At 51.1% G+C, this 26156-nt stretch carries 27 protein-coding genes, 2 pseudogenes and 1 riboswitch; of the genes and pseudogenes, 10 read left to right on the top strand and 19 right to left on the bottom strand.

Translation table 11 applies throughout. The features are described 5' to 3' along the window. Positions 1-248: 248 nt before the first annotated feature. Entirely contained in the window at positions 249-1259 is a 1011-nt protein-coding gene (locus AC5JO6_RS26200; RefSeq protein ID WP_496083984.1) for a diguanylate cyclase, read from the top strand. 47 nt (positions 1260-1306) lie between these two features. Here AC5JO6_RS26200 and AC5JO6_RS26195 read toward each other — a convergent pair whose 3' ends face one another. After that, positions 1307-4021 carry a DEAD/DEAH box helicase gene (locus AC5JO6_RS26195; protein WP_496083983.1) on the bottom strand — a complete coding sequence of 905 codons (2715 nt, stop codon included), beginning with the start codon at positions 4019-4021 and terminating at the stop codon, positions 1307-1309. A gap of 409 nt (positions 4022-4430) precedes the next feature. Next, positions 4431-4567, top strand: a riboswitch (cyclic di-AMP (ydaO/yuaA leader). Positions 4568-4710: 143 nt separating this feature from the next. On the opposite strand from AC5JO6_RS26195, the gene AC5JO6_RS26190 reads away from it, so the two are divergent. Then, positions 4711-5382 carry an adenine nucleotide alpha hydrolase family protein gene (locus AC5JO6_RS26190; RefSeq protein ID WP_496083982.1) on the top strand — a complete coding sequence of 224 codons (672 nt, stop codon included), beginning with the start codon at positions 4711-4713 and terminating at the stop codon, positions 5380-5382. Between the two features lie 78 nt (positions 5383-5460). Here AC5JO6_RS26190 and AC5JO6_RS26185 read toward each other — a convergent pair whose 3' ends face one another. Continuing rightward, positions 5461-6447 (bottom strand): M48 family metallopeptidase, encoded by a 987-nt coding sequence (locus AC5JO6_RS26185; protein ID WP_496083981.1) that lies wholly within the window; start codon positions 6445-6447, stop codon positions 5461-5463. Between the two features lie 260 nt (positions 6448-6707). Here AC5JO6_RS26185 and AC5JO6_RS26180 point away from each other — a divergent pair, with 260 nt between their 5' ends. From AC5JO6_RS26180 to AC5JO6_RS26170, 3 genes are all read left to right on the top strand, one after another. Continuing rightward, on the top strand, positions 6708-7124 hold the full coding sequence (locus tag AC5JO6_RS26180) for a hypothetical protein (protein ID WP_496083980.1): 417 nt from the start codon (positions 6708-6710) through the stop codon (positions 7122-7124). Positions 7125-7289: 165 nt separating this feature from the next. Next, on the top strand, positions 7290-9011 hold the full coding sequence (ggt, locus tag AC5JO6_RS26175; RefSeq protein WP_496083979.1) for a gamma-glutamyltransferase: 1722 nt from the start codon (positions 7290-7292) through the stop codon (positions 9009-9011). Positions 9012-9146: 135 nt separating this feature from the next. Continuing rightward, positions 9147-9374: a hypothetical protein gene (locus AC5JO6_RS26170; RefSeq protein WP_496083978.1), complete on the top strand. Its 228-nt coding sequence runs from the start codon at positions 9147-9149 to the stop codon at positions 9372-9374. A gap of 312 nt (positions 9375-9686) precedes the next feature. Here the strand turns inward: AC5JO6_RS26170 and AC5JO6_RS26165 are convergent, their stop codons facing one another. The 8 genes and pseudogenes from AC5JO6_RS26165 to trpS all read right to left on the bottom strand — a co-directional run bounded on the left by AC5JO6_RS26165 (position 9687) and on the right by trpS (position 14919). Next, positions 9687-9872 carry a hypothetical protein gene (locus AC5JO6_RS26165; RefSeq protein ID WP_496083977.1) on the bottom strand — a complete coding sequence of 62 codons (186 nt, stop codon included), beginning with the start codon at positions 9870-9872 and terminating at the stop codon, positions 9687-9689. 223 nt (positions 9873-10095) lie between these two features. Then, complete coding sequence (locus AC5JO6_RS26160; RefSeq protein ID WP_496083976.1) at positions 10096-11142, bottom strand: M28 family peptidase; 1047 nt, start codon at positions 11140-11142, stop codon at positions 10096-10098. 19 nt (positions 11143-11161) lie between these two features. Next, positions 11162-11479, bottom strand: coding sequence for a hypothetical protein (locus tag AC5JO6_RS26155; protein ID WP_496083975.1), 318 nt, complete (start codon positions 11477-11479; stop codon positions 11162-11164). 37 nt (positions 11480-11516) lie between these two features. Further along, positions 11517-12347 carry an Npun_R2479 family HD domain-containing metalloprotein gene (locus AC5JO6_RS26150; protein ID WP_496083974.1) on the bottom strand — a complete coding sequence of 277 codons (831 nt, stop codon included), beginning with the start codon at positions 12345-12347 and terminating at the stop codon, positions 11517-11519. Between the two features lie 206 nt (positions 12348-12553). Then, on the bottom strand, positions 12554-12931 hold the full coding sequence (locus tag AC5JO6_RS26145; protein WP_496083973.1) for an AAA family ATPase: 378 nt from the start codon (positions 12929-12931) through the stop codon (positions 12554-12556). 367 nt (positions 12932-13298) lie between these two features. Next, complete coding sequence (locus AC5JO6_RS26140; RefSeq protein ID WP_496083972.1) at positions 13299-13550, bottom strand: hypothetical protein; 252 nt, start codon at positions 13548-13550, stop codon at positions 13299-13301. Positions 13551-13628: 78 nt separating this feature from the next. Further along, positions 13629-13880 (bottom strand): annotated as a pseudogene (locus tag AC5JO6_RS26135) (hypothetical protein); the annotation flags it as partial. Between the two features lie 28 nt (positions 13881-13908). Then, on the bottom strand, positions 13909-14919 hold the full coding sequence (trpS, locus tag AC5JO6_RS26130; RefSeq protein ID WP_496083971.1) for a tryptophan--tRNA ligase: 1011 nt from the start codon (positions 14917-14919) through the stop codon (positions 13909-13911). A gap of 137 nt (positions 14920-15056) precedes the next feature. Here trpS and AC5JO6_RS26125 point away from each other — a divergent pair, with 137 nt between their 5' ends. Continuing rightward, positions 15057-15356, top strand: coding sequence for a hypothetical protein (locus AC5JO6_RS26125; RefSeq protein WP_496083970.1), 300 nt, complete (start codon positions 15057-15059; stop codon positions 15354-15356). Between the two features lie 196 nt (positions 15357-15552). Here the strand turns inward: AC5JO6_RS26125 and AC5JO6_RS26120 are convergent, their stop codons facing one another. Beyond that, on the bottom strand, positions 15553-15840 hold the full coding sequence (locus AC5JO6_RS26120; protein ID WP_496083969.1) for an NfeD family protein: 288 nt from the start codon (positions 15838-15840) through the stop codon (positions 15553-15555). Positions 15841-15902: 62 nt separating this feature from the next. Continuing rightward, complete coding sequence (locus AC5JO6_RS26115) at positions 15903-16490, bottom strand: helix-turn-helix transcriptional regulator (RefSeq protein WP_496083968.1); 588 nt, start codon at positions 16488-16490, stop codon at positions 15903-15905. 354 nt (positions 16491-16844) lie between these two features. Between AC5JO6_RS26115 and AC5JO6_RS26110 the strand changes: the two genes are divergently transcribed. The 3 genes from AC5JO6_RS26110 (at position 16845) to AC5JO6_RS26100 (ending at position 19983) form a co-directional block, all read left to right on the top strand. Next, positions 16845-17531, top strand: a complete 687-nt coding sequence (locus tag AC5JO6_RS26110) for a response regulator (RefSeq protein ID WP_496084132.1) — start codon at positions 16845-16847, stop codon at positions 17529-17531. Between the two features lie 105 nt (positions 17532-17636). Then, positions 17637-19520 carry a sensor histidine kinase gene (locus AC5JO6_RS26105; RefSeq protein WP_496083967.1) on the top strand — a complete coding sequence of 628 codons (1884 nt, stop codon included), beginning with the start codon at positions 17637-17639 and terminating at the stop codon, positions 19518-19520. Between the two features lie 235 nt (positions 19521-19755). Beyond that, on the top strand, positions 19756-19983 hold the full coding sequence (locus tag AC5JO6_RS26100; protein ID WP_496083966.1) for a hypothetical protein: 228 nt from the start codon (positions 19756-19758) through the stop codon (positions 19981-19983). 116 nt (positions 19984-20099) lie between these two features. Here the strand turns inward: AC5JO6_RS26100 and AC5JO6_RS26095 are convergent, their stop codons facing one another. The 5 genes from AC5JO6_RS26095 to AC5JO6_RS26075 form a co-directional block, all read right to left on the bottom strand. After that, the gene (locus AC5JO6_RS26095) at positions 20100-20774 is read right to left on the bottom strand and encodes a tetratricopeptide repeat protein (RefSeq protein ID WP_496083965.1); all 675 of its coding nucleotides are present in this window, start codon (positions 20772-20774) and stop codon (positions 20100-20102) included. A gap of 239 nt (positions 20775-21013) precedes the next feature. Beyond that, positions 21014-21406, bottom strand: a complete 393-nt coding sequence (locus tag AC5JO6_RS26090; RefSeq protein WP_496083964.1) for a YybH family protein — start codon at positions 21404-21406, stop codon at positions 21014-21016. 101 nt (positions 21407-21507) lie between these two features. Beyond that, positions 21508-22134, bottom strand: coding sequence for a TrmH family RNA methyltransferase (locus AC5JO6_RS26085; RefSeq protein ID WP_496083963.1), 627 nt, complete (start codon positions 22132-22134; stop codon positions 21508-21510). A gap of 55 nt (positions 22135-22189) precedes the next feature. Next, positions 22190-23230, bottom strand: a complete 1041-nt coding sequence (locus tag AC5JO6_RS26080; RefSeq protein ID WP_496083962.1) for a DNA-formamidopyrimidine glycosylase — start codon at positions 23228-23230, stop codon at positions 22190-22192. A gap of 72 nt (positions 23231-23302) precedes the next feature. Further along, positions 23303-23701, bottom strand: a complete 399-nt coding sequence (locus tag AC5JO6_RS26075) for a photosystem I reaction center subunit IV (RefSeq protein ID WP_496083961.1) — start codon at positions 23699-23701, stop codon at positions 23303-23305. Between the two features lie 98 nt (positions 23702-23799). On the opposite strand from AC5JO6_RS26075, the gene AC5JO6_RS26070 reads away from it, so the two are divergent. Then, entirely contained in the window at positions 23800-24051 is a 252-nt protein-coding gene (locus AC5JO6_RS26070) for a hypothetical protein (protein ID WP_496084142.1), read from the top strand. On the opposite strand, the pseudogene cruG reads toward AC5JO6_RS26070, so the two are convergent. Beyond that, positions 23968-25158 (bottom strand): annotated as a pseudogene (gene cruG / locus AC5JO6_RS26065) (2'-O-glycosyltransferase CruG). The gene AC5JO6_RS26070 and the pseudogene cruG overlap by 84 nt on opposite strands. Further along, a complete protein-coding gene (gene cruF, locus AC5JO6_RS26060) occupies positions 25158-26144 on the bottom strand; it encodes a gamma-carotene 1'-hydroxylase CruF (protein ID WP_496083960.1) in 987 nt (328 codons plus the stop codon). Before cruF ends, cruG begins: the two are co-directional and overlap by 1 nt. Between the last annotated feature and the right edge of the window lie 12 nt (positions 26145-26156).

Here is a 26156-nt window from a genome sequence, read left to right as displayed (position 1 = left end):
CGGCTACTGGAGGGTTTGCGTATGCCAGAACATTAGTAGCACGATCGAAGGTAAACCTCTGACAGTAAGGCTTACGGAAATGCTCTATCCCCGTGTGAATCTTCTTTAAGGTATCGATCGACACTCGTAGTCTTCAAGCTCTGGCTCCCCTTGCCAGATGGTCTATGATAAATGCTCCCGGCAGTGAAAACCCCGGTACCTTGGTGAAGTGATGAACCTGATTCCTAAACTAGGCTGCTGAAACGCCAATGGACGCTTCGATTTTATTAGTCGGAGGTGATGACTTTCTAGCAACACTTCTGGTTCGTATCCGTAACTTAGTGAGTTGCACGGTAGAGATCGCACCGAATCCTAGCGAGGCTATGCCGCTGATCCAGGCGCAGCAGCCAGATCTTGTTATTCTTCAGAGCAATCAACCAGGCAGCTTAGAGCTTTGCCGTCAAATTAAAGAACAAACTCGACTTGCCTGGATTTATTGCATTTTGTTAGACAATCCAGCGCAAGCGTTGACAGAAGCGTGGCGCGATCGCTTTTGGGAACTGGAGTGTCGGGCAGAGGCGCTAGAAAGCGGGGCTGATGCCTATCTGTGGTTTCCTAAAAATGATGCGAAGGGCGAAGCGCTCGATCTGGATATACTCATCCAGCAAGACCGTCTGTTAAGCTCCCAAATTGCCTCTGGGCTGCGCATGGTGAAGAATCACCGCGAACTCATGCGAACGAATGATATCCTGTCTGCGATCGCTCTGTCCGACCCGCTTACTGAACTGAATAACCGTCGCGCTCTCGACTGGGAAATGCCTCGACAGGTTCAGAACTCACGCTCACGATCGGAGCCAATGAGCGTCCTCATGCTGGATGTCGATTACTTCAAAAATATCAACGACACCTACGGGCATCCGATTGGCGATCGTGCCCTGCAATTGATCTCCGGTCGCTTACGGCACAACCTCCGCTTTCGAGACACGCTGTTTCGCTATGGTGGCGAAGAGTTTGTCATCCTTTTGAGCAATACGGATGAACAAGAAGCGTTACTGGTGGGTCGCCGTCTCTGTCGCTTGATTAGTGATCAGACGTTTGCGATCGACGATGCCCTCAATCTGGACATCACTATTAGTGCAGGGGCAGCTTCCCTTGAAGAGAGCGACGACACAAAGGGTGCCAGCCTCTTGCAACGTGCCGACCAAAACCTCCTAAAAGCAAAAGCGGCTGGGCGCAACCGTGTCATCAGTGGCTGTGATGACGTAACTGAAAAAGGTTAGGCAGAGAAGCCATTCAGCCTGCCACCCACCAAGCAGGTTAGTCTCGCCTACACGCCTTCTTTGACTGGGAAGCGATCGATCAGACGAATCGCACGATTGGCGTTGGTCTTAAGCTCGTTAGGCGCATGAGGGACATGCGGAATCTGCGAGAGAAAATCCAAAGTGCGACGCAGAATACGGACGACATCGCCTTCGTCGAAACTGGTGTTGGAGCAGAGTTCTGCCCATTCCACGCCCAGAGACCATTGCTCTACGAGACTAACCATCTCATGCTCCAACCAGACAGGCGGCATTTCAAATTCTTGCTGAGGATGTTTTTCTCTCAGCTTGTGTTGTTGCTTTCGCTGCACCTGAAACAAGAGACGACGAATGCCTCGCAAGCCTCCCAGGGCGTCTTCCACTTCACTTGAAAGGTCGTAGCGTGTCCAGCTATCCGGGCGCGACACTTCGGTCACAAGAGCCGCACAGGCGGTTGCCAGATGGTGTGGATCGAGATGGTCGAGTTCGCCAGACATGAGCGCCAAACCGAGCCACAGTTCGTTATCGCCCCGAATTGCGGCAGTTGCCTCTCCTAATGGAGTGGGTAATAAACCTTCGAGACTGCCAAAATGTTGCAGGCTTTCGATGAGGCTGAGAAAAACGTCCCAGCGCCACTGCGACTGCCGATCGAGCTTTGCCCTGCGATCGGCAATCTCAGTTTGTACCGCACTGATGCGCTTTTGCCGCTTGAGAATGGTCACGCGGTTGCCCCAGCCGTTCACTGGATGAGCGTCGATTTGCTGCTGTACGGCTCCCATCCGCTGGAGCTGCTCATACACTTCGGGCGCTTCATCTACGGGCGACGGTACCGGAGGAATCTGACGGGCGATCGCGGCTGTCACATCACTGCCTGATTTCATCTGTCCTGGTTTGAGCGGCATCTCCGGCGGTGGAGCCAGGTGATCCACGCCACTGAGTCGGGGAATTTCGCCCCGTAGCCCGACGACATCGCTGACTGTCACGACGTACCAGCGGTTGTCTTTGCCCAAGCAGATTAAGTAGGGAAACTGTCCCGAACCAGGAACCTTCATGACCAGTGCCGCAGGCAGCGGTTGGGCAACGGGCACATTGACACCTTTAAGGCTTAGAACCGTACCCGCGATCGCAAACGACAGCGCAACAGGCAAATCGCCCGCCTGCATTTCTCTCGCCTGGTCTTGCAAAATCTTGAGCAAGCGCCGTTCTTCTTTCAAACGCTCTTGCAGCTTTTCGTACTGCGCCAGTAGATCCCAATCCACGCCGTCTAGCTGCGATCGCAGTTGGGCGTGTTCGGCTTCGAGGTGAGCGATCGCGTCTTGCTGGGGACGCAGATAGAGCGTAGATAGATACTGCCCAAAACTGCGCTCCACTAGCTCTTTTGCTTCCTCCAGCGTGTGAGTTTGCAGCAAATTCAGCACCATACCGTAGCTGGGCGTAAACTGGCTCACCAACGGATCAGCGCCTACCGTCGTCAAATACGCCGCTTCCCGTGCCCCTTCAAACGGCGTTTGTACCGTGACTACGTGCCCCTGACTATCCATCCCGCGTCTTCCCGCTCGTCCTGCCATTTGGAGGAACTCAGAAGCGTTCAACAGGCGATGACCCAGATCGGTGCGCTTGGACAGGCTGGAAATGACGGTCGTGCGCGCTGGCATGTTGATACCCGCCGCCAGTGTTTCGGTAGCAAACACGACTTTGATCAATCCCTGCTGGAAGAGTTCTTCGACCAATCCTTTCCAGGCAGGCAAAATCCCTGCGTGGTGCGCCGCAATGCCCTGATACAGCGGCTCGATTTGTCCTACCCGTCCCGCTTCAGGGTTTAGTGCCAGAAAGGCATCGATCTGGGTACGCAACTGAGCGGCTTCTGCCTCATTCACCATTGACAGCGGCGCATCGCTCACCGTTGCGACTGCCTGATCGCAGCCCCGCCGACTGAAGATGAAGTAGATGGCGGGCAGCATGTCCTTTTGGCGCAGTTGGCTCAGCACAAATGCCAAATTGGGGCTTTCCTGTCGGGGTCCTCGCTTGTTGCTACCGGGAGCGCCTTTGCCGCCCTTGAGTTTGAGACGGGGATTGATGCGCTTCTCGCTATCGTCGAGCAGAGGAAATAGCCCTTTAGGATTACAGAAGTGAAATTCCAGCGGCACTGGTCGAAAGTCAGAATAAATCAGGTCGGTGGGACCGTGGACTTCATGAATCCAGTCGGTGAGCTGGTCGCTGTTAGCAACGGTGGCAGAGAGCGCTACCAGTTGAATTTCGGGTGGGCAGTAGATGATCGATTCTTCCCAAACGGTGCCGCGCTGACGATCGTTCATATAGTGACATTCGTCCAGCACTACGGCTTCGACCCCAGTGAGGGAGGTGCCGACTTCCCCGATCGGCGTGCCATAGAGCATATTACGAAAGATTTCGGTAGTCATTACCAGGATGGGAGCATCGCGGTTAACCGAAACATCCCCAGTCAAAAGACCGACTGACTCAGCGCCAAAGAGTTCTCGAAAATCGCGCAGCTTCTGGTTTGACAGCGCTTTAAGTGGCGTTGTGTAAAAGACTCGTCGCCCCCGATTGAGCGCCCGGTGGATCGCGTACTCCCCAATGAGCGTTTTACCGGAACCCGTTGGGGCACACACGACAACCGATCGACCCGCTTCTAAGGCGGCGATCGCCTGCTTTTGAAATGCATCCAGCTCGAAGGGAAACAGAGTCTTCAGGTCTAGCCCTGACGCTAAAGGGGAAACAGTCACGCCCAAAAATCCTAACCGTAGTGGAGATCGACGAACCGACGTTTTGTGATCGTCCGTTCATCATATATCCTGATTTTAGACTGACCACCTCATAGTCTCTCTTAATGCTGAAGCATTCTTTTCGCCGAACGATCCGCTTCAGGTCTCTACTACCTTAAAGATTTGTGCTCAGTAGTACAGTAAATCTACCGTTAAGCTTCCCTCGGAGAGAGAATCATCCCTCTACAGTGAGCTATAGTAGCTGAGGATGATTAAGTCACTCACCAATAACGATGTACTGCTTATGCCATGGCGCTGGCGGTCTAGATGGCTCAATCGCCTGGACTAAAAGCGTTATGTATACTGTCGCTGTTCGGCATCAAGCATACAACGTGTCTAACAACGTGGGTTAAGCCTAATTTGAGTTGATCCGGCACGTAAGCTGTCGTGATCATTTAACTCAAGCGGAGGAACCAAATCAATTGGGGCTAATCTCGGTGCTGCTGAGAGAGACACCTTCCAGTCTTAGCCCGTCAGCTAACTCCGTCGGCAATGGGAGGAGCAACCCAAAACTATTGCTGATAAAGCTGTGGTTATTGGAGTCTCCCGATAGGTACTGCTTAAGCGCTCTTTAAATTTGTTATGCAAGAGCGTTATGTATCTGTTACCTGACCCACCTCTCGCACACCCTATTCTTGAGAGGTTCAACCATGAATATTTTGTCTATGCTCGCACGTCTGCAAGACGCGTTGGGTTGTCCTGATCTCACTAAGCAGATGGTGCTAGTGCCACATCGCTCAACTGAGCCACGATCGCCCAAAGAAATCAATCTTCTTGTAGGCTACAACGGCTCGCCTTGTAGCCAAACTGCACTAGACTTGACGCTGTGGATTGCCCATCGGACGCGATTAGCGACGGGTAAGCAAGTTACAGTTCAAGTTGTCTACGTGTTGGATAGAGAGAGCGAGTGTCAGCCTGTTTCCTCGTTGCCTTATCATCTCGCTGCCCAAACAGACGGTGATCCGGTGCTTTATGCCAGCGCGATTGGTAATGGCTATCGCTATATAGAAACTGGACATCGCTCAACTAGCGCGGTGGCAGAACCACCCGTTCGCCCCCCATCTTGCCAGTTAAACCAGTTTGATCAGGCAGACTTGATTCTTTGGCAAGCCCGCCATATGGCGGATGAATGGCGCGGGTCACTTAAAACCCATCTTCGGTTTGGGTCAGTTGCGGTAGAGTTGCGCCGTGTGGCTCAAGCTGAGTCGGCAGAGCTATTGCTGTTAGGCTGTGATTCGTCCTCACACCCGCTTGTACAGCAATTAGCAACCGATTTCCCCTGTGCGATTCTCGGCATTCCACCCGCAGCGTCTACCAGCTAGGCATCAGCGATCGCCCATAATGCTTTGCAAAAGAACGTCCAAACCACTGTCGGGGCGTTCTTTTGCTGTGAACATCAACTACTCCGATCGCCGTGCGCGATCGATCTCCCGCTGAAGTGCTTCGATCTGACGGCGTAATTCATCGACTTCTGCTCTAGAAGATTGTGGTGGCTTTACAGTTGGCTCTGAGGGCACTTCGACGGAACCTTCGGCACCCGCACGGGGGTAGGTACCCTGACGAATCTGTCGATAATCATCTGAAACTGACCACTCGCGCAAAAAATGCACCCGCTCGACCGTAAATGGGTGGGTGAGGAAGATGCCTGTAGAGAGATTGTTGTAAAGGAGGAATTTATAAACCTGATTCAAGCCATCTTGATCGAGCGCTTGATAACGCTCTGACTGTTGGATAAATTCATCCAAACTAATTTCGTGAGCATGTTTGGTGCTACCACCTGCCAGCTTCATCATGCTATGCAGCACTGGATTTAGATCATCTGTCACCAGCAATGAGGCGCGATCGGCAGAAAGTTCCGCTTTACGTTTCCACTCAGCAAATGCCAGCAGCAGCCCTGTGGTCACCAGATTGCTCAACCCAAATGTACGCTCTGCCAAACCAGAAATGATCTGATTCACCCAAAGTGCCATTCGTACCAGCGTCGTGTGACCGCACTTAATATGTCCCAGTTCATGAGCCATGACCGTTCGCAGTTCGTGATCATCCAGCAGATCTAGCAAGCCGCTGTTGATAACCATACTGGGAAACTCTTGCCCTAGCGCCAGCGCATTCACAAATGGATCTTGAGAAATAAACAGCACAGGCTCTGGGTAGACATCCAAATCGCGCACACATTCCCGAAAAATGTGGTAAATGTTGGCATATTGGCGCGGTCCTACCTGAATGCTGTTGCCCATCTGATAAACAAACTGTGGACGTTCAGACAGAAACTCAACAAACGTCCGTGCCACTAGATCGAAGCCAGGGACACTACGCAACGCCTGTTCGGCTTGACGATCGAGCGGATGGCGAAACGCTTCGCTCGAGATTCCGGTGTAGGTAGGCATGGAAAAGAAAGGATAAAGGATAAAGGCTGAAGGATAAAAGCTAAAGGCTGGAGGGAAGCTATGAAGATGGCATCTCTTTCCGACTTTTAATCCGTTCGTCTCGCTCTTCAACTTCGCCTTTACAATTTAGCCTTTATCCTTGATCCTTAGCCTTTCGCAAGACTTCTGTTCTTTTGTATCCTACTACCCTGTTTAATTGCATCGACTCGCCCATAATCATCGCAATCAACAAGTTCTAGAGTGTCTACTCAGACGAGGCTATGACTCGATTACGCCCCCCTCTATCGGTCATCATGTTTGTTTCGATCGTAACGATGCTTCTGTTGCCAGGGTCATCATTTACCGCCCAAGCCTGCCCGCCTGAAGAGAGTAGCCTGCCATTGGCAAACAACCTTTCTCAGCGGAACACCTTCACCGACTCAACTGATGGAACCTCAGGTGATTCAAAGCGGCAGTCGCTGCTCGATGCATGGGAGATTGCAGGTTTTGGTGCTGTTGCGGGGCTGTTCGCGATCGCCCTACTTTGTAAGGTGCGTTACGCTCGTGCGGTTGCGCCTGGTGAAGCTGACCTGCTGAGTCGGTATCCTCACCTTGAGCATCCAGAAATGGCACTGGCAATAGTGCCTAGAGAAGCACTATCGTCTACGTTCGATCCAGACATGCTTGTGGTGCGTTAGGGGTTGGGCAAGGCTCGATCTATTGATTGCAATTGAACGTTCCTCCTGGTTTCTCCTTGGTTGTGTGCGGAACAGACCCTCTGACAGTTATTGTCAGGGGTCTTTTTGTTTTGAGTGTAAAGAGTTAGGTGTAGGGTGTAAGAAAGGAAGCAGAAAGGATGAAGGATGAAACTGCCGCTTAACCGTGAACAACTGGCAGTGCCATTACTCTGCCTGACGATGGTGTTGCTTAGCAGTCAGAGTGGGTGGGCGTTTCCCTACCCCGATCGCGCGAAGCGAGGCATGGTCGTCTCAGCACATCCATTGGCGAGTGAAGCAGGCTTGAAGGTACTGCAACAGGGTGGCAACGCGATCGATGCTGCCGTGGCAACGACGTTGGCAATTTCAGTTGTAGAGCCAGCGTCGGCAGGCATCGGCGGTGGCGGCTTTTTGCTGCTGCGGCTAGGCAAAACAGGTGAAGTGAAGGCACTCGATTTTCGGGAACGGGCACCGCTGGCAGCAACTCGCACCCTGTATCTAGATGCTCAAGGAAAGGTACGCCCCAATGCCAGCACGGATGGGTATCTAGCGGTGGGTGTGCCGGGAACCGTTGCCGGACTGTATGAGGTGCAGCGTCGCTATGGCAAACTGCCCTGGAAAGCTGTAGTAGCTTCCGCTGTACAACTGGCAAGGAAGGGCTTTCCGGTGAGTTGGCGCTTGGCAGCCGCGATCGCTCAGCAAAAAACACTCCAGCAAAACCCCGCTGCCCGTCAAATTTTTACCCGTAATGGAGTGCCTTTACAGGCAGGCGATCGCTTAGTACAAACCGATTTAGCGCAAACACTGACAGCACTTGCGGCTGATCCTCAAAGTTTCTACACGGGCAAACTGGCAGGGATGATCGCTCGTGACATGGCAGCCAATAAGGGCTTGATTACGCTTGCAGACTTGAAACGCTACCGTCCCATCTGGCGCGACCCTGTGTGTGGCAATTTTCGTTCAGCGCGCATCTGTTCTATGCCGCCGCCATCGTCTGGAGGGGTGCATCTGCTGCAAATCCTCAACATTCTGGGCGATACGGATTTCAAAGCAATGGGATGGCACAGTCCCGATGCGCTACATCTAATTGTGGAAGCAATGCGAATTGCCTACGCCGATCGTGCCGTCTATCTGGGCGATCCCGATTTTGTAAAAGTGCCCGTTGCAGCGTTGGTCAGTCCTGCCTATGCCAAACAGCGCCGCCAGGAAATCGATCTGCAAAAAGCCCGATCGTCCAGCCAGGTAAGAGCGGCTAACCCAGAAACGCTGAAACGGCTGGGTAAAGAGTCCAACGATACCAGTCATCTGAGCGTTGTAGATCGTGAGGGCAATGCGGTGAGCCTTACGTTCACGGTAAACCTGGGCTTTGGTTCTGGCGTTGTGGTACCTGGTACAGGGGTGATTCTCAACAACGAAATGGATGATTTTGCGATCGCCCCCAACGTGCCCAATGCCTTTGGCTTGGTGGGTGGGGATGCCAACGCGATCGCTCCTGGCAAAACGCCACTGTCCAGCATGACTCCGACGATCGTGACCGAAAAGGGACAACTGCGCCTGGTAACTGGTTCTCCGGGTGGCAGCACTATCATTACCACTGTGCTGCAAGTTGTGCTGAATGTGTTGGTCTATGACATGGATGCCAGACGCGCGATCGCCTCTCCACGCCTGCATCATCAGTGGTTACCCGATCAACTCAGGGTTGAGCGTAACGGTTTTGACCGCTTAACCCTTGATGATTTGCGCCAGCGAGGACACACTATTGAAGAGCGTGACACGTGGGGCAATGCAGATGCGATCGTCCAGACCCCTGACCGTTGGCTAGAAGGAGCCGCCGACCCTCGTGGAGAAGGCGCAGCATACGGGTTCTGAGGTTACATTTTACTTTTGCAAAGTTACGGTGAGATGCAGCCGTTTTCGTAAGAATCTCGTAAAGGTATATTAATTGATACCGATGCTTGAACAATTGTCCGTAGTTATGGGTACATAGCCTAGGAGACAGTTTTCATGTTTGAAGCGTTCATCGTACTCTGGACTATCATCATCCTCCTGTTCTCAGGAGGATCTAATGGAGGGAAACTGCTGGGGAAAAGCACTCCGCCCAACCCACCAAATCCTCCTGGGGTAGTAGACCCTAATCGACCAATAAAAGAAATCCCAACACCCGCTTTACTACCCGGCATGATTATCTTCTTAAGCAGCGTTTTACGGAAAAAAGCTGAAAAAGATAGTTAAAGTTTTGGCAAAGGTACATCTACCTTATGGTAGCCAGTGAAGGTCGTCATAACTTTGGAACGATCGCATCTAACCGTTTCTATTGAGCAAACTTTTGACTACACATTCTTTTCGCTCTCTTTGCGTAGCCGAACTTCAAAGTTCGGCTGCGTTGCGCTTTGGTAGAGTCTAATCAAGCTTTACCAATGGGGAATCTGGTGAGAGCTTGATTGAATCTAAACAAGATCATTAGTCGAGAGTTCAGAAAGCATTGGTGACCTTAAAGCATCCTAGCTTTCATCAAAAATGTAAGTGGCTTTTGATCAGTAGCCATTAATCGACGACTCTTAGTAAACCTTTGCGCAGGCGATCGAACACTTCGTTGAGCAATGCTTGTTCGTCACGGCTAAGGTTAGCTAACGAGAGAAGCAACCGTTGATCCAAGCGAGTAATGCGGCGAGAAAGCAAAATGCGATCGACGATGTCTTTCAGCGAAGGCGACAATACTTGGGTTTCCATAGAATTTGGGGGCAACTCGATACTGAACAGTATGCGGCTGTCGTTAAAGCTGTCTGGTGATGGAATAGAGTCGATCACTGTGACAATCCGGTGAGTGCTGCGTGATCTTGATCAGCGGTCAGCTATCAGCTATCAGCAGTCAGCTATTCGCCGTTAGTGGTCAGTAGTCAGTGGTGGTCAGTGTGAAATTTAAAGCTGACCGCTGACCGCTGACCGCTAAAAGCTAGTTGCTTAATGTCGTTAATGCCTCTCGATTATCTAAAAGGTCACTGACCGCGTTTACTACTCGTTGGGTTGCTCCCGCAAAAAAGGCGCGATCGAGGGTTTCTGGTGTATCGCTTGGTTGATGGTAGTGCGGATTGCGGAAGTTTGCGGTATCGCCTACCATGACCGCACCAATATTTTTTGCCCAAAACGGCGCATGGTCGCTTCGCAGCACGTCTGGAGTCAGCAACCCTTTGAAGGGAATCGGCACCGTGATGATAGCTGGCAGATTGGGCTGCTCTGGAAGGATAGATGCAGGCACCTGAAACGCATTCAGCAGTGGCAAATGCTCCTGATCGCCGATGACTCCCAGAAAATCGCCCCGATCGCCCAACGGTTTCACAGGCAATCCCTCTGGATATTTCTGACATCCCGCTGTGTAACAGGCATAGCCCATCATCTCTAAATTGACTACGCCAGCGAGGTTCACTAAGTTTTCAGGACGCGAGGTGAAGGCAAGACTACCAACTAATCCAGCTTCTTCACGATCGAAAAAAGCAATCCATAAAGGTCGCTGAGTGGAACGAGAACCCAGCAGTCGGGCAATTTCGAGCGTCGCTGCGATCGCGCTGCCATTGTCATCCGCACCCGGCGACCCCTTCACCGTGTCGTAGTGAGCATCGACCAAAATCGCGCCTGCGTTGGCATTCGTACCAGGACGCTGAGCGAACACATTCACGCCACCTTCAAAAGCTTGTAGCTGCGGTTTCCAGCCAAACTCAGTCAGCGTTTTGACCAGATAACGACGGGCACGATCGCGATCGCCTGCTTGATACCGCTCAAAGTTCAATGCCTTGATGTGCTGGAAGAGGCGATCGGGGTCTACTTGAGGAAGTGCTTGTTGGGTGAGAATCGGCTGGGGAAGGGTTTGGGGTGTAGGGTTTGGGGTGTAGGGGGAAGCGGCTGGAAGCGGTTGAGAGGAGGATAGATTACAGCTAGTCATGACGATTAATGCGATCGCCATTAACAGTCCTAACCCTACTTGCTTTGCTGCTGCCTTTCTCATGCGGTTGCCTGGTGTCGTTTTAGTGAAACACCAACGTGCTTAAAACCATTAGATTGAGTAGAACCGTTACAAGTGCCCCTAGAACGATACCCTTAACAAGGTTCCATCTACGTGATCGCGTGGCGAAATACAGTAGCGGAGACAGGTAGAGGATTTGTGTGATGCCGATAAACATACCGATCGCACCGATTAGATCGATGCCGATGAGCTTCGGTCGCACAGGATTTCCAGGCGTGTAGTACGACGCATAAATAGAAATGCTAATACAGGCAATGACGAAATTGAATCCAATTGTTAGAAGCGCCACAATAATCCGTCTAACGCTACTCTCTTGCATAGATCTGCTTTTTCCAGGTTGATTTGCACAGCCTATCCTAAAGCCCTCCATGCTCTACGACAAACACATTCGAGTAGAGAGACGCTGTGATTTGTTGTCCCTGCTGCGTCACAGACAGGTAGCGTAGCGCATCTCGAATATAAGGATGAACACCTTTCCAGTAAAACTGGGAGTAGCTTTGACGCAGATCTCCAGGTGTGCGATAGCCCAGCGCTTTGTTGACACCCGTTTCTTCAAACTCGTAGAACAGCCGTGCAATTTTTTGAAGATACCGTGGATCGCTCAGTTGCCCGATCAGGTCAGCCGCCCGCACCAGTCCAGGATAGTGAATAGTGTCCTGATGGTCTTCGGCAGCAGGTACAGGAAAGCGAGTGAGTTCGATATTGCGCTTGATGAGGTCAGTATCGAGTAAGCGATGTCCGCCAAAGCGCTCATCAATGAAGAGTTTGCCACGATCGACGTGGTAGGGCGTGAGGCTGGCATCGGTGGCACCAAGTGGTAGCTCAATCATGGTATCTGCAATGCCTGTGGCACAAAGATTGTCGCGATCGTCCCGACAAACGCCCCGCACATAGCCAATATCATGGCAAACCAGCGAGATGAGGAAATGCAGCCAATCTTCGGGCGCAACGCCACCTTCGCGGATATGCTTGCCGCGCAGAATTTCCTGCCCCACCAGCGTTACCAGAATGGTGTGCTCAACGTCGTGATAGAGCGCATCACTATTGGCAATATTTTCCAATGCCATGCCGCCTGCCCAAGCGATGATGTCGGCATAATCGGCTTTGAGATTGCCGTAGGTGCGACAGTAACCTGCTTTGAGCTGCTGCACAAAGGCATCTGTCAAAATTTCAGTGGCATTAAACATTTTCAGTTCCTCCATCCCGCCCATAAGTAAGGGACTTGGGATCAGCGTTTCATATCTCTACTATGCCCCGATCGCTGGTTGATTGAGGTGATAGGGAGGAAGCATGAGCGTGATCATGCTAAGGCAAGGCAGTGATCATGATCGAGCAAAATCGTGATGAGACATCGACTTAAAATCCTGCTGCTACAGAATTTGGGGTTTGGTAGCTAGAACGCAACCATTTGAATTTTACCCTCAGGAACCTTCTGCTCAATGAGCTGCAACAAAAGGTGTAGGCGAGTGGGATGAATGCCGTTATCTAGCTCTTCAAAAAAGTAAAATTGAGCAGGCTCAGAACCCAAAAGTGCCGCAAGCATCGCCAAAAAACGGAGAATGCCATCAGAAGCGCTGTACGCCGAAACTCGCTGTCCATTGCCTTCTACAAAGGTCAGCAAAACTTTCCCAGTGAAATCGGACGGGAATTCAAAATCTTTAGCGTCCATTGGGATCAATTCTTGCGCCCACTCAAGCAATGCTTCCTTGCGCTGAGGATCTTGGCGAATCTCATATAAAACTGAGGAAAGATTTTCGCCGCGATCGCCCAACACATTCTGACCTAAGTAGCTGGGTGAAATTAGACGTAGGATGTGTTAGACATAGCCGTAACGCATCAAAACCTTTAGCAGCATGGGTTATGCTTCGCTTTTCTTGAATGCCGAAGGCTATACCCATCCGACGCAGATTTTATATTTAATTGAACCTTCCTACTTAGAAGGGATGGCAATCGCATAGCTTCAGGATCAAGATCTAAAAAGCGCATACTACCGAGAGCATCTGATGAAGCCTGAAATAGTCTCTGAAGTGTAGCGTTTGCAAATTAGGAAAGTCTCCAGCCAAAACCTGTGAGAGGTTGTTTGAAAAGTGTCTGGCGGTTAAAACCGCGACTACGTAAACAAAGTCCGCCTGCGCGGACTACCGCAGAGTAAGGGTTTTATCACCTGCAACGGCAGGTTTTGCCTCTGTAGCCGCGACTTCAGTCGCCAATGCTACAAGCATCTGGACTTTTAAAACGTCCTCTGAAAGGAAAGGTTTGTGCTCCGACACAATATCGATTTCTTCGGGGAAGTAAACATTTAGAATGCCAAGACTTCCATGCGCTATTTCAAGAAGAGGTCTGTCTAGACCGTCAGCTACTAAGCGTTCGGAAAATATGCGACGTGACAATTTTTTGTCCCAGGCTGACTTTTATCTGATAGGTTGTTTTCCTTACATCGCCTTTAACTTTGATAGGGAAAGAAACTTCTAAATAAAAAAGATCTGCACCTTGGAAGACCAATTCTCGCGTTCCGCCACGAATGCCACGCCACTGAAGAACGACACCTTTAGCATACTTCTCACCAATAATTTCGCCAGATTGTAGCCTCTTGAGATTCCATGCAGAAAGCGAAAAGCATCGCGGATATTGCTTTTGCTAGAGGCGTTTGTACCCACTAAAAAAGTAAGCGAACCCAGCGAAAGTTCTGCGTCTTGGAAGCCTTTGAAATTGGTGAGGCGGAGTTTCGTGAGCGTGGCACTCGATCGCCTAAAGCGGTAAGGAGTACCCTAATGCTACCTTTACTCGCTTTAAAGTTTCGTTAGCGATCGCCCCTGCCTTCTCGCGCCCATCGCGCAGCACCGAGTCCAGATAGCCTTTCTCGTCAACGATTTCTTGATACTTGTCCTGAATCGGTTTGAGGTGGGCGATCGTCGTTTCCATCAGCAATGGTTTGAACTGTCCCCAGCCCATATCCCGGCATTCGGCGGCAACCGTTTCCTTTGTTTGACCAGACAGCAGCATATAGAGCGTCAGGAGATTGTTGCACTCTGGGCGATCGGGGTCATCAAACACCAAACCGCGCACCGGATCAGTTTTGCAGCGCTTGATCTTGTTCTGAATCACATCCGGCGGATCGAGCAAGTTGATCCGGCTCAGTTCGGATGGATCAGACTTTGACATCTTCTTGGTGCCATCGGTTAGGCTCATCACTCGTGCGCCGTCTGCTCGAATCAGCGGGTCAGGTTTTTTGAGAACGGGGCGATCGGGCTTAGCGAACTTGTGGTTGAATGTGTCCACTAAATCGCGGGTTAGTTCCAAGTGCTGCTTCTGATCTTCGCCCACAGGTACTTTATCTGCGTCGTAGAGCAAAATATCTGCTGCCATCAGCACGGGATAATCCAGCAGACCCACGCCAACGTTTTCGCCCTGCTTGACGGCTTTTTCTTTGAACTGGATCATGTCGGTCAGCCAGTTCAGCGGCGTGATGCAATTGAGCAACCAGGCAAGTTCACTGTGCGCCGAAACATGGGACTGCACAAAGATCGTTGAATCGTTGAGATCAATGCCACAGGCAAGGTAGAGGGCGGCGATCGCATACGTATCCTGTGCCAATGTTGCAGGATTATGCGGCACCGTAATGGCGTGCAAATCGACTACGCAAAAAAAGTTGTCGTACTGATGCTGCCCTTCAACCCAGTTACGAATGGCACCAAGATAGTTTCCTAAATGAAGATTGCCCGTTGGCTGAACGCCCGAAAGAACCCGCTGCTTCGCCATAACCTACAAAAAGAGAATCCAACCAAAAGTAGACGTGCCAATGTGAGGCTGATTGTACCGTAGGTAGAGCTACAGTGAATAAATGTAACTGCCCGAGTTTACGTGAAGATTTTGAATAAAACGGTACTGCTTTGATTATGACCCACTCCTTGACGCAGAATCAGCTTGCTCAACTGAAAGACTGTCTCGCACTTGCACAGAACCCGACTCAGCAAGAAGCGGCTCGTCAAACAATGGCGCAACTGCTGAGTGAAGTTTCACCCAACACGATCGCAGCAGAAATCATCGACGCACTCTGGAACGAGCTTTTGACGGCACGGCGTTCTACAGCCTTTTGGGAGCAAATCAGTGATGCCGAGAAAGAAATCGGCGATCGCCTGACACAAGACAATATTCGACTGCAACAAAACTACTTGCGTTTGATGCAAGAGCAGTAACCCACAGCCAAAACACCACTGTCACAACGTAGAACAATTGGAGGTTGGAGGATTCGCCAGTCAACACTCCTGGATGCTTGCGGCTCCCGCCAACAGAATCCTCTTAGGCAATTGGCATTCAAATTTGCATCATCCTTCTGCCTTCTGCCTTCTGCCTTCTAGGGCAATCGACTTTGCAACTTAAATGCTCCTTAGCTTATGCGATCGATGAGCGGATTTGTCTCACCAGCAACGTGATGTTCTGCCGTCCGATCACCTGAACGACTTCACCAGCCGTAAGCGTGATCTCTTGCTCACACTGAGCGGGCCACCAGGAACCTCGAAAATGAACGCGTCCCCGTATGTGAGGCGCGATCGTATCCGATACGATCGCGCGTCCCCGATAGGTAGAGTCTAAATTTTCGAGGAAGTTCGTCACAGCGTTTTCTGTGTGCTTCTCAAACAGGAATGTGCTGAAAGCCTTGATTGGATTAAACGTCATCATCGTGGTTTCTCCTGGGGCTAAGGCTGACTGTGGTTGGGTTGCGGCTGTGTGTGCAGAAGCGTTCAGGCGTGAGCTTGCTCATCTCGATCAAGTACCATCCGTTGCTTCATGCGAATGTCTTTGAGGTGGCTCTTGACTGTATGAACCGTGATGTAAAGATCGATCGCAATCTGTTGATAGCTAAGACCAGCCCGACGCAACAACCACACCTCTGTTTGCCGTTGCGATAGGTTATAGAGCAGAGCTTCGGCAAGTGCCTGATTTTGTGACGACTGCCAGCGATCTTCTAGCAACACTGCTAAATAAGGACGCTGCGGCTCATCAAGCGTGAGCCATCGCACTCGAATGCGGTAAACGCTCGATTGTCCAGTGGCAATCTCCGACTCAATGACAACAGGCTGGTTGTTGTAGACTTCGCGGCTTTCAATGAGTGCTTTACAGGTCTGCCAGATTGCCTCAGGGACGGTAGAAACGCTAGAACTGCCCTCGTTTAACTGCTGACAGATGCGGTAGGCATAATAATTGTGATAAATCCATTCGCCGCGATCGGACAGGATCAAAATGCCATCAGTCAGACCTTCAAGGACACCCTGTAGCAAAAGATCGTTAGCTTGAGCGAATGGTTGCGGTTGTTCAAGTTGGTTCAGCATGGTTCTTAGGGGCTAGAGAATGGTAGACGCTTATTCAAATTGCTCACTAAGCGATATGGTCATGCCTCGTGAAGGGTACTGGCTGAAGCCTCATCCGAGCATCGCTCCTAACGTTCTTGGATAAGCAACCGTTTTTTCAAGATCAGGTGAGGCTGGGTTGAATTAACTCAGATTGTATGAAAATGCTTGCGGTGTTACATTAGCCCTCTCTGCAAAGTTCCTTGCCTACCTTGACTACTGCACTTTGCAGCTTTATGTAATCAGATTCATGGTTACCTCTTGCCTTTTCCTGTAGTTTTCGGCAAAGTTGGAGGTATATTTATGCAACTGCTCTGTCTGTTTTTACCGCTGGCTATGAGCCAAACCATCCCAGAATCAACAAAGCTCTGCATTTTAGTCGTTGATGATCATGAGATCGTTTTGGGTGGCACCATTGATTTGCTGAAGCAGCAATACCCTCAGGCAGAACTTTTGACCGCTCAGACCGTTGCCAGTGCCTTGAGCCAGGTAAAGCTACATACGCCTGATCTGATTGTGCTCGACCTCTCTTTGCCAGAAACGATCGGCAGTAGTGCCCAGGCTGAGTCAGGTGTGCAACTGCTGAAAACGTTAATGCAACACTATCCCACCCTCAACTTGACCGTTCAAAGTACGCACGTTAGGGCATTGGTACGCATTCGACCCGAAATCGATCGCCATAAAGCAGGGTTCACCGTTGCCGATAAAAGCCTTGCCAGTAAGGAAATGCTGACGCGAGTAGACTGGGCGCTGAAAGGCATCACGCACACAAAAGACATCCGACGCGGGCGTACCCTGGAGGTAAAACCAGATTGGATTACCGTGCTCAAGCTGGCGTTTCACGAAGGGCTGCAAGATCGGGCGATCGCTAAACGGATGCAAGTCTCTGAACGCACAGTCCGCCACTACTGGACAAAGATTCAAGACGTGTTGGAAGTCTACCCTGATGAAGACAAACAAGACGGCAAAAATATCCGCATTCAAACTGAAATTCGCGCCAGAGAAGAAGGATTGATTGACTAACTGGTTTTTAGTTTTTAGTTTTTAGTTGTTGGTTATGGCAAAGCGGTTATCTAACAACTAAAAACCAACAACTAATCACTTTTCAAGCCCCTGGAGTAGAAGACAGTGCAGCGCAATCTATGGAACAGCCTGAAAGAAACCGCTTCACTCTGGCGCTGGGCGTTGCCGGGGTTGGTTGTCATTGGGCTAGTGATAGCGGCTCGGCTGACAGGTTCCCTACAAAGTCTGGAGTTGCTGGCTCTGGACGCGTTTTTGCGTCATCGTCCGGTTGAATCGGCAGACGATCGCATCGTTCTGGTCGGCATTGATGAAGCTGATATGCAGAAAACGGGCTACCCCATTCCTGAACGCAATCTGGTCGATCTGCTAAACACGCTGCAAACGTATCAGCCTGCCGTCATTGGTCTGCATATTCTGCAAAACCAAATTGCCAAGTCAGAGTCTGCTACCCGCTTTACCAGGTTGAACGAGCGGCAGAATCTGATTGTGTCTGAAAAGGTCTTATCGGCTGCCGACCAAATTCCGCCGCCATTAGGCTTTCCTGCCAAACAGGTTGGTCTGATCGACCTGATTCCTGATGGCGATAACCATGTGAGGCGCACCATTCTGGGTACATTCGATCCGATCAGTCCTACAACGTATAAGCTTTCTCTGGCGATCGGTCTAGTAGAAACCTATTTAGAATCTCAGGACAAGAACCTCACGCTCAAAAATGGCATTAGCGATGCCAAAGCGATGCGCTTTGGCTCTACTGAACTTCCGCGTCTCAGACCGTCGGGTGCCTATGCAGGCGCAGACACGGGTAGTCCTCAAATTTTGCTCAACTTTCGGCACAGTCAGCAGCCGTTTCGCGTTCTTGCTTGGAACACGGTGATAACAGGCAAGGTTGACCCAACCTGGCTGCGCGATCGCATCGTGATTGTGGGTATCACCGACCCCAAAATTCGCCCCATTATCCCTACAGCGGCGATCGCCCCTACCAACTCGCTTGATCTTCAGGCACATACTGTCAGCCAAATTATCAGTGCAGTGCTGAACGGGCGATCGCTTCTAACAACCTGGACAGACGGCTGGGAATACCTCTGGATTTTGGGGTGGGGTTTGACTGCAACGATTTGGGGTCGGAGCAATTTACTCCCCAAAGCCAAACTCATTGGTATTGGCATAGCGCAAATCGGCTTGGTTGGCATCAGCTATGTGCTTCTGCTTGGAGGCTGGTGGATTCCGGTTATTCCTGCTTCGTTAGTTTGGCTGCTGAATGGCATCGGCTGTACTGCCTTCTACAAGTACGACTGGGTTTTGCGCTCCAGACTAAAAGAAAACCAGCGCGTCATTGAGGATCGTCAGCGGATGATCGAACAGACCTTTGACGTGATTCACAATGGACCGCTCCAAACACTAGCGAGTCTTTTGAGACAGATTCGAGATGGCAAGCTGTCGCCAGAGCAATTACTCTCGTCACTGGAGAATCTCAATCGTGAGATCCGGGGCATTGGTGAGCATCTCAAGCAAGAAACGCTGACTCAAGAAGACAGTCTTTACTTAAGAGATGGACTGAAGGTAGATCTCAAACTGCCTGTACATGAGCTGTTCTTTGAGGTTTATAGCAACACGCTGGAGCGATCGGACTTTCCCAGGTTTGAGACGCTCAAGATTGCCTGCTATTTTGAGCCGATCGAGCACCCATCTCTAAGCATTGAGCACAAGCGCAGTCTCTGCCGCTTTTTGGAAGAAGCACTTTGCAACGTCGGTAAACATGCTGAAGGTGCAACCCATCTGAATGTTACAGGTACTCAAACCCACGATCGGTATGCGTTAGAAGTGAAAGATAACGGCGTAGGCATTCGCTCTTCGGTTGACGGAGAAGGGACAAAACACGCTCTTAAGGTTGCTTCACGCTTAGGCGGTCAGTTCAAGCGTGAATCGTTGTCTCCCAAAGGCACACTGTGCAAACTCACCTTTCCGCTGGTTAGACCCCGGTTTCGGTAGTGAGTAAAGTCTATGAATTATGTAGTGAAGTTTGCACTTTTATGCAAGCTCCTGGAAAGTATCTGGCATAGACTCGGAATAGATGGGGACAAACGGAGTCGATCGTGTTCGCTCCCCTCTTTAGTTTGTTTTGGCTCCGTCTCCTCTGTGGAGCCATACCAGGGCTTCTGGGTTGTCATCTAACGTGGGGTGCTACCAAAATTCCAGTAGATGAATGTGAACCACCATTGAAACTATGACCACTCAACCATTGTTGTCTTTGATTAGAATCATCACGTCGAAGCGATCGATCGCTACTAAGAATCTACAAGCCTTAGGCAGTGGATTGGCTTTCACAGCCGTGATTTTGGCTCAATACAATCCCCCGCCTGATCCACCGCCACGCCGACAGACATCGTTTACAGCAGGGGCATCTCAAGTGGCTGGTAGAGCGGTTCCAGCAAGCTTCTTGTTTGAGCATTGAATCTTTGAGATGTTTCTCTTTGAGACTTCCCAAAGAAGCAGCGCATTGTGACTATCACGATGCGCTTTTTGTATGCGAGCGAATCTGTTCTTGAGTGTGCCGCAAGTCTGAAGATGCTAACGCAGACTTTGAAGCACTGTTTGCGATCGCCCAATCTGATCCTGACTAAAACCCGCTTCGTCTAAATAGTTTAGAAAACCAGCATCGCTGTAGCGAGGATCGACGCTGAGTGCCTCACGGTATACCTGCTGCGCCAAAGCTCTTTCACCATTACCCCAATGCGCGATCGCCAATGCGACAAAGGGATGTGGATTTGTGGGTTCTAACCTGGCGGCGGTTTTGGCAGTGGCGATCGCAAAGTTGTATTGCTTGACTCGCTCAAAGGCAAGACTGAGATTATAGGCAGGAATTTCATTCGTGGGCTGCAAGATGGCTGCCCAGGTGTGAGCGGCGATCGCAGCCGTCAAACGTCCTTCCACAAGATAAACAATCCCTAATGCGTTAAGGGTTTGCACATTGAAAGGATTGAGCTGCAAGGCTTGCAACAGCGTCTCCGCAGCAGCAGCGTTCTGTTTCGCTTTATGCTGCGTCCAGCCCAGCAAAACTTTCCCAGAAAGATTGGTTGGTTCAATGGCAACGGCTTGCTTCAGAGCGGCGATCGCCTCTGGGTAACGTTCCTGCTCTCGATAGCTCAAGCCCTGCTGCCGATAGGTTTCCGCCGAAGTTGCTAGTACTGGCGGAATAGACATTAGCCCAGCACCCAGCCAGATCCCTACCATCAATTTCTTCATCGCTCATCCCTCAGCTTTTAGCGGTCAGCGGTCAGCTATCAGCGGTCAGCCATCGAAATAAACTCAAAACTCAAAACTTTTAGCCTTCATCCTTTAAGCTTCATCCTTAGCTAGTGCAACGTAACGCACCAACTTTACCGCCCTCACCCCCAGCCCCTCACCCTAGCCCTCTCCCAGCGGGAGAGGGCTAGGGTGAGGGGCTGGGGGTGAGGCAAGTATATAAATGCCCTAACTAGGCGTTAAGCCTCTTTATGTAGCAGTAGCTCATGCCCATAAGAGTTGTCAATTGTGCAACGCCACTCACCACTGGGGTCTTTCTTGAAAACATACGTAGCGTTCCGCTCGATCGCAGGTGTATTAGACGCAGAAACGACTGTTTTAGCGACAACTAACGCTGTATCACCAGCTTCCAAGACTTTCATGCCAGCCTGACGGACGTTCAGGGTGTGATTGAAGTGTGCCGCGATCGCCTCCATTGCTTTTCTAATCTGAACCTTTCCTGAAGCATTCGTGCCAGGTTTAACGACAAGAACGGCATCATCCGCATAAATCTCCATTAACGTATCGAAATCTTCGTGGATGATCGCGGTATCGGCTTTTTCGATTAGTCGCTCTATTGGATGTTGTATCATTTTAAGCTGCAATCCTCTGACTCATAACGTTCCCATTCGCCCGCCGCTGGCATGGTTGAGTTCCCCCGATCGCCCCGCTTCGGTCGGGTGCAATGGGGTTGTTAGGCATCACTTTTCTCGCCCCGCTTATTTCGCCATCTATATTTTTTCTGATATTCACGACGTTGCTTCGTAATTTCGTACAAAACTATTCCTGATGTCGTGCCTAAATTCAGGCTTTCGATCATGCCAAACATAGGGATGCTTACACACATTTCACTTCGCTTTACTGCTTCGTCACTGATGCCTCTAGCTTCATTGCCGAACCATACCGCTAACTTTGTATAGATGGTGTAATCCGCCTCATCCAGGACTTCATTCTTCATTTCCTTTACATGTGGAGATGTAACGATGGACACAAAGCGGTTTTTTTCTAAGTGTGCCAAGCAAGCCTCAGTGCTATCGAAGCGCTTGACGAAACTCCACTTGATTGCCGACACGGAGGTCTTAGATAGTGATCTTCTTTCCCTCATGTCCTGCCAGTCATCCGGTAACGCACCTTTGGGGTCTACTACGTAAGCCTTTTCTACGCCCAATGCGTTTACGTTCCTTATGACTGTCCCAATGTTTCTTATGTCATGGGGATCTTCTAGGACTGCAATTAGGTTCTTGCATAGATACGGTTTGATTTCGTCTGCACGCTCCCGCACCTTGCTTCTGCGTTTCGGTTTGTCTAGTTCTTCTGTCATATTCCTCCCTGATGCCTAACAACTGTTTAAGCTCAAAAGTTAAAATGCAAAACTTTCATCCTTTCTTCAGTCGTTGACATATCGGGCAAAAATGCGCCGATCGCCCTGCCATTTTAAGGCGTTCGATCGTCGTTGCACAATTGCGGCAGACATCACCATCACGCCCGTAAACCCAGGCAGAACCGCCATAGTTTCCATTCACGCCCGCTACACTACGAAACGTCCGAAACGTCGTGCCCTTTGCTTCAATGCTTGCCTGGAGTACTTGCACAACATTCGATCGCAGTCGCTCAATTTGCGATTGCGTAAGATTGACACACAGCGTTTGAGGATGAATGCCACTGAGAAAGAGCGCTTCATCCGCGTAAATATTGCCGATGCCAGCGACGATCGCTTGATCCAGCAAGGCATTTTTGATTGGGCGACGACGCTGAAGTTGCTGAGTGAAGTAGGCAACCGAAAACTCTTCTGAAAATGGTTCGGGTCCTAGCTGCTGCAAGCCCGTGATGATTTCCTCTGGCGCGTTCTCTGGCGGCACCCACCACATTTGCCCAAAGGTGCGCTGATCCACAAAGCGCAATTCCTTGCCATCGCCAAAAAATAGCCGTACTCTGGTGTGCTTTTCCAGCGGTTCAGTCTGGTTGACCCATAGCAGTTGCCCGGTCATGCGGAGATGGACACCGAGCCAGGAGTAGGGAGGGAGTGGGGAGTGGGGAGTAGGGAGTGGGGAGTAGGTGGCGGAGGGTGATGCAGCGATCTGGCGATGTGGGAATGCAACAATGCTAGTCTCACCGCTCCTGACCGCTGACGGCTGATGGCTGACGGCTAATCGCTGACCGCTGACCGCTAATCGCTGACCGCTGACCGCTAACCGCTGACCGCTGACCGCTGCTTTCTCCAATTCTGCTAGCAAATACTTCCCGCGACGATGCCATTGCACGATCGTCGTTCCTTGCAAGCCTGCCAAAAAATCGGGCGCTGAAAAAGGGTGGGCGATGGTGCGATCGAGCAACACATCCCCACCCTCAATTGTTTGGTGCAGGGTTACGTCGTTTAAACCCCGCCGAACTGTTTCAACTTCAGGCAATTCAGGCACAGAGCGTTGTAACCCTTAGACATCGAAATCCAGTCTAGCGCTTACAGTGTCTTGTCTAAAGCCCAAAGCAGACTATCTTGCCTCTGTTCCCTGGTTAGCATCGCCTTCGATACCAGTGCTGCCGCCGGGTGCATCGGCTGTGGGTGCAGTCGTTGCGCCACCAGCAACCTCTTCAGCGCCACCCGTTTTGCGAAGGGCGGGATCGATCGGCGTTTGCTTACCACCCGATGCCGCTTTTCCAGACTTAGGCGGTGCGCCCGCTGCGCCTGCTTTCTTAACAGGAGGTGCCACTTCAACCACTTCGCTTGCGGCAAAGTTGTTGGTGTTTACGCCCGCATAGTTGACTTTATCAAACCGCACAATGACTGAGTATTTGATGCCGCTTTGATCGATCGACGCAACCGTTCCATAATCTTGGAACCAGTAAGACTCTTTACGAAGAATTTTGACTTTAGAACCGCGCTGAACCATGAGTGTTTTTCCTCTTGATTGTTAAGCTTCAACTCATACAGCTTTATTGCCATTAACTTTACTACGAACCGAAGACCATTCAGCGTTGGTGTCAGTGGTTGAAACAATCCGAAATATTTCGAGTAGCGGTCAGCCGTCAGCGGTTAGCGGTCAGCCGTCAGCCGTCAGAAGCGGTGAGACTAGCATTGTTGCATTCCCATGTCGCCCGATCGCTGCATCACCCTCCGCCACCTACTCCCTACTCCCTACTCCCTACTCCCCACTCCCTACTCCCCACTCCTCACCCCATCTCCATAACTCCGCCCTCTCCATTGGGTTGGCGTTTGGCTCGAAGAGAGGAAAATTCGTAGGACGGCGATCGGGTCTGCCAGGGGAGACAGCCAGAAAAGCCATGCAGGTCTTGCCTGAGACCGATCTCACGAAGGAGCAATCGCAAAGGTCAGTCCTACACGAATCATCACCAGCAGCAGGTTGAGACTGAATGCAGCTAGCGTTACGGGTACAGCCTTACCGCTAATGACTTCGCTTAGCAGCATTAGAACGATCGGGATGGGGAAACCCTGTACTGCCAGCAATAGCAGCCAGTCGCCCCAAACTTGACTGGGGGAAGCGGCATCTTTGAGGTCGAGCGATCGCCCCCATTCGCGCCAGGTTTCGGCAGCACCTTCATACATCCGCACTTTCAGCAGGTTGGCACCGTCCAGAAAGACAACCCTGGCACCCTGAGCGGCGATCGCCCGTGCCAACGTGACATCATCACAAAAGGAGCGGCGGGCAACGGTGTAACCATTTACCTGGGCTAGTTGCGATCGACGACAAAAAAAGCATTGCCCATTTGCCATCACACGCTCTGGTCGATTGCCCGTTTCGCCTGCTGCACCAAACCGATAGACCAGCGTCAGCAGCAGAGCAGGGTGGAGCAGTAATTCACCTGGATACTTGAGGAGAAACTGTGGTGCCAGCGAAATGAGGTCATAGCCTTCACGCAGGGCGGTGTCCAGCAAACTAGCGACTAATCCGGGCTGTGGCTGCGTATCGGCATCAATCCCCAGCACCCAATGACTCTCAGCGGCACTCGACAAAAAACCATGATGAAGCGCCCACGGACGACCGACCCAATCGATCGGCAGGGGATCGTCATTCAGGAGACGAACGCGCGGATCGTTTGCCTGCGCTGCTTTGACCAACTCTGGGGTGCTATCAGTCGAGTGGCTGTCTACAACGAGAATTTCACGCACTTCATAGCTTTGACGACTCAGCCCAGTGAGACACGGCGTAAGGCGCTCTGCCTCGTTTAACGTCGGCACCACAATACTGACCGTGCCAAGCTGCTCTGGTATGGAAGCTTTCGGCAGCAAAGGTGGATAGCGACCGGGAGCGCGCAGCAACCGGGAAAGTAAAATTGCTGTCGCAGGTAGCTGAGCGAGAAGCAGCCCTAGCAGCAATACGTCTCTGATCACGAGGATGACTTGGATACAGCCGCGACAGGCACAGTAGAAACGTCACTTTGCGGAGCAACTGCTTTGTCTGCTGGTTTACCTGGTTCACTTTCGCGTAGAGTTGACTCTGCTGCGATCGCCTCAAACTCATTTGCAACGGCAGGTTCGGCAAGCCACCACAGACCGATCGCAGGCAGGACACCGAGCAAGGCACCGATTGCAGTGGGAATCCAAAACCGCATATCCAACTGGTTTAGCGTAATGACGGCTCCAAACGCAAAATTGACCAAATAAATAATGAGCGGCACCGTGAGTTGCGCGCGCGTAAGGGCGATCGTCGTGTTTCGCCAGCAAAGCGCCGCTACTGACATAAACAGAGCGCCAGTGCCCAACCAACCCGTCAAATTGCGATACGGCATCCCAAAAAATTGACCTGGGTCACGAAATTCCCAGAAGGGGTAGGCAGTCTGACTCATGGCAGGGTCTAACACAAAGTCCCAGGCGGTCAGTAGCAGAGAACCGATCGCAATTGCACCCACTTGCTTGACCCAGCCTTTGAGCCCGATCGCCTCCAGCCCGACCCACGCCAAAAGGTAAGTCGATAACCCCACGTAGAACCAGGAAAGGGGAATCGTAAACGGCACTAATCCAGCAATCTTGTAGCCCAAGCCGTTCAAATAGCCGTAATGCCCAAAAGGAAAACCCGTACTGGTACCCAGCAGCTCGCTGCCTAGAGATAACCCGATCGCAGGCAGCATGAACAGTAACCAGGTGCGCCAGCCTAGCGTACGGTAGGCGTAAAGCGAAACTGTCACTGCCCCTAGAAGAATGTAGACTACCCCACCACCTGCCATGCTCCACCCAAAAAGGGCTTGACCAAATGCAGGCAACGCGGCGATAAATTCAGGATTTGGCAAGACTAGCAGCAACCCTGCCAGCCCAAAAATCAACGACACGACATGACCCGTCAAACAAAAACGCTCGATTGCAACCAGTTGTCTCATGGAGACTCCTAA

Source organism: Tildeniella sp. (genome assembly GCF_059505325.1).
The sequence above is the reverse complement of the archived record's forward strand: the minus strand, read 5'-3'. Positions and strand labels throughout refer to the sequence as shown.

Coding starts and splice junctions, on each gene's coding strand:
- AC5JO6_RS26200 (WP_496083984.1), top strand. CDS start 249: ATGGACGCTTCGATTTTATTAGTCGGAGGTGATGACTTTCTAGCAACA.
- AC5JO6_RS26190 (WP_496083982.1), top strand. CDS start 4,711: ATGAATATTTTGTCTATGCTCGCACGTCTGCAAGACGCGTTGGGTTGT.
- AC5JO6_RS26185 (WP_496083981.1), bottom strand. CDS start 6,447: ATGCCTACCTACACCGGAATCTCGAGCGAAGCGTTTCGCCATCCGCTC.
- AC5JO6_RS26180 (WP_496083980.1), top strand. CDS start 6,708: ATGACTCGATTACGCCCCCCTCTATCGGTCATCATGTTTGTTTCGATC.
- ggt (WP_496083979.1), top strand. CDS start 7,290: ATGAAACTGCCGCTTAACCGTGAACAACTGGCAGTGCCATTACTCTGC.
- AC5JO6_RS26170 (WP_496083978.1), top strand. CDS start 9,147: ATGTTTGAAGCGTTCATCGTACTCTGGACTATCATCATCCTCCTGTTC.
- AC5JO6_RS26165 (WP_496083977.1), bottom strand. CDS start 9,872: ATGGAAACCCAAGTATTGTCGCCTTCGCTGAAAGACATCGTCGATCGC.
- AC5JO6_RS26160 (WP_496083976.1), bottom strand. CDS start 11,142: ATGAGAAAGGCAGCAGCAAAGCAAGTAGGGTTAGGACTGTTAATGGCG.
- AC5JO6_RS26155 (WP_496083975.1), bottom strand. CDS start 11,479: ATGCAAGAGAGTAGCGTTAGACGGATTATTGTGGCGCTTCTAACAATT.
- AC5JO6_RS26150 (WP_496083974.1), bottom strand. CDS start 12,347: ATGTTTAATGCCACTGAAATTTTGACAGATGCCTTTGTGCAGCAGCTC.
- trpS (WP_496083971.1), bottom strand. CDS start 14,919: ATGGCGAAGCAGCGGGTTCTTTCGGGCGTTCAGCCAACGGGCAATCTT.
- AC5JO6_RS26125 (WP_496083970.1), top strand. CDS start 15,057: ATGACCCACTCCTTGACGCAGAATCAGCTTGCTCAACTGAAAGACTGT.
- AC5JO6_RS26120 (WP_496083969.1), bottom strand. CDS start 15,840: ATGATGACGTTTAATCCAATCAAGGCTTTCAGCACATTCCTGTTTGAG.
- AC5JO6_RS26115 (WP_496083968.1), bottom strand. CDS start 16,490: ATGCTGAACCAACTTGAACAACCGCAACCATTCGCTCAAGCTAACGAT.
- AC5JO6_RS26110 (WP_496084132.1), top strand. CDS start 16,845: ATGAGCCAAACCATCCCAGAATCAACAAAGCTCTGCATTTTAGTCGTT.
- AC5JO6_RS26100 (WP_496083966.1), top strand. CDS start 19,756: ATGACCACTCAACCATTGTTGTCTTTGATTAGAATCATCACGTCGAAG.
- AC5JO6_RS26095 (WP_496083965.1), bottom strand. CDS start 20,774: ATGAAGAAATTGATGGTAGGGATCTGGCTGGGTGCTGGGCTAATGTCT.
- AC5JO6_RS26090 (WP_496083964.1), bottom strand. CDS start 21,406: ATGATACAACATCCAATAGAGCGACTAATCGAAAAAGCCGATACCGCG.
- AC5JO6_RS26085 (WP_496083963.1), bottom strand. CDS start 22,134: ATGACAGAAGAACTAGACAAACCGAAACGCAGAAGCAAGGTGCGGGAG.
- AC5JO6_RS26075 (WP_496083961.1), bottom strand. CDS start 23,701: ATGGTTCAGCGCGGTTCTAAAGTCAAAATTCTTCGTAAAGAGTCTTAC.
- cruF (WP_496083960.1), bottom strand. CDS start 26,144: ATGAGACAACTGGTTGCAATCGAGCGTTTTTGTTTGACGGGTCATGTC.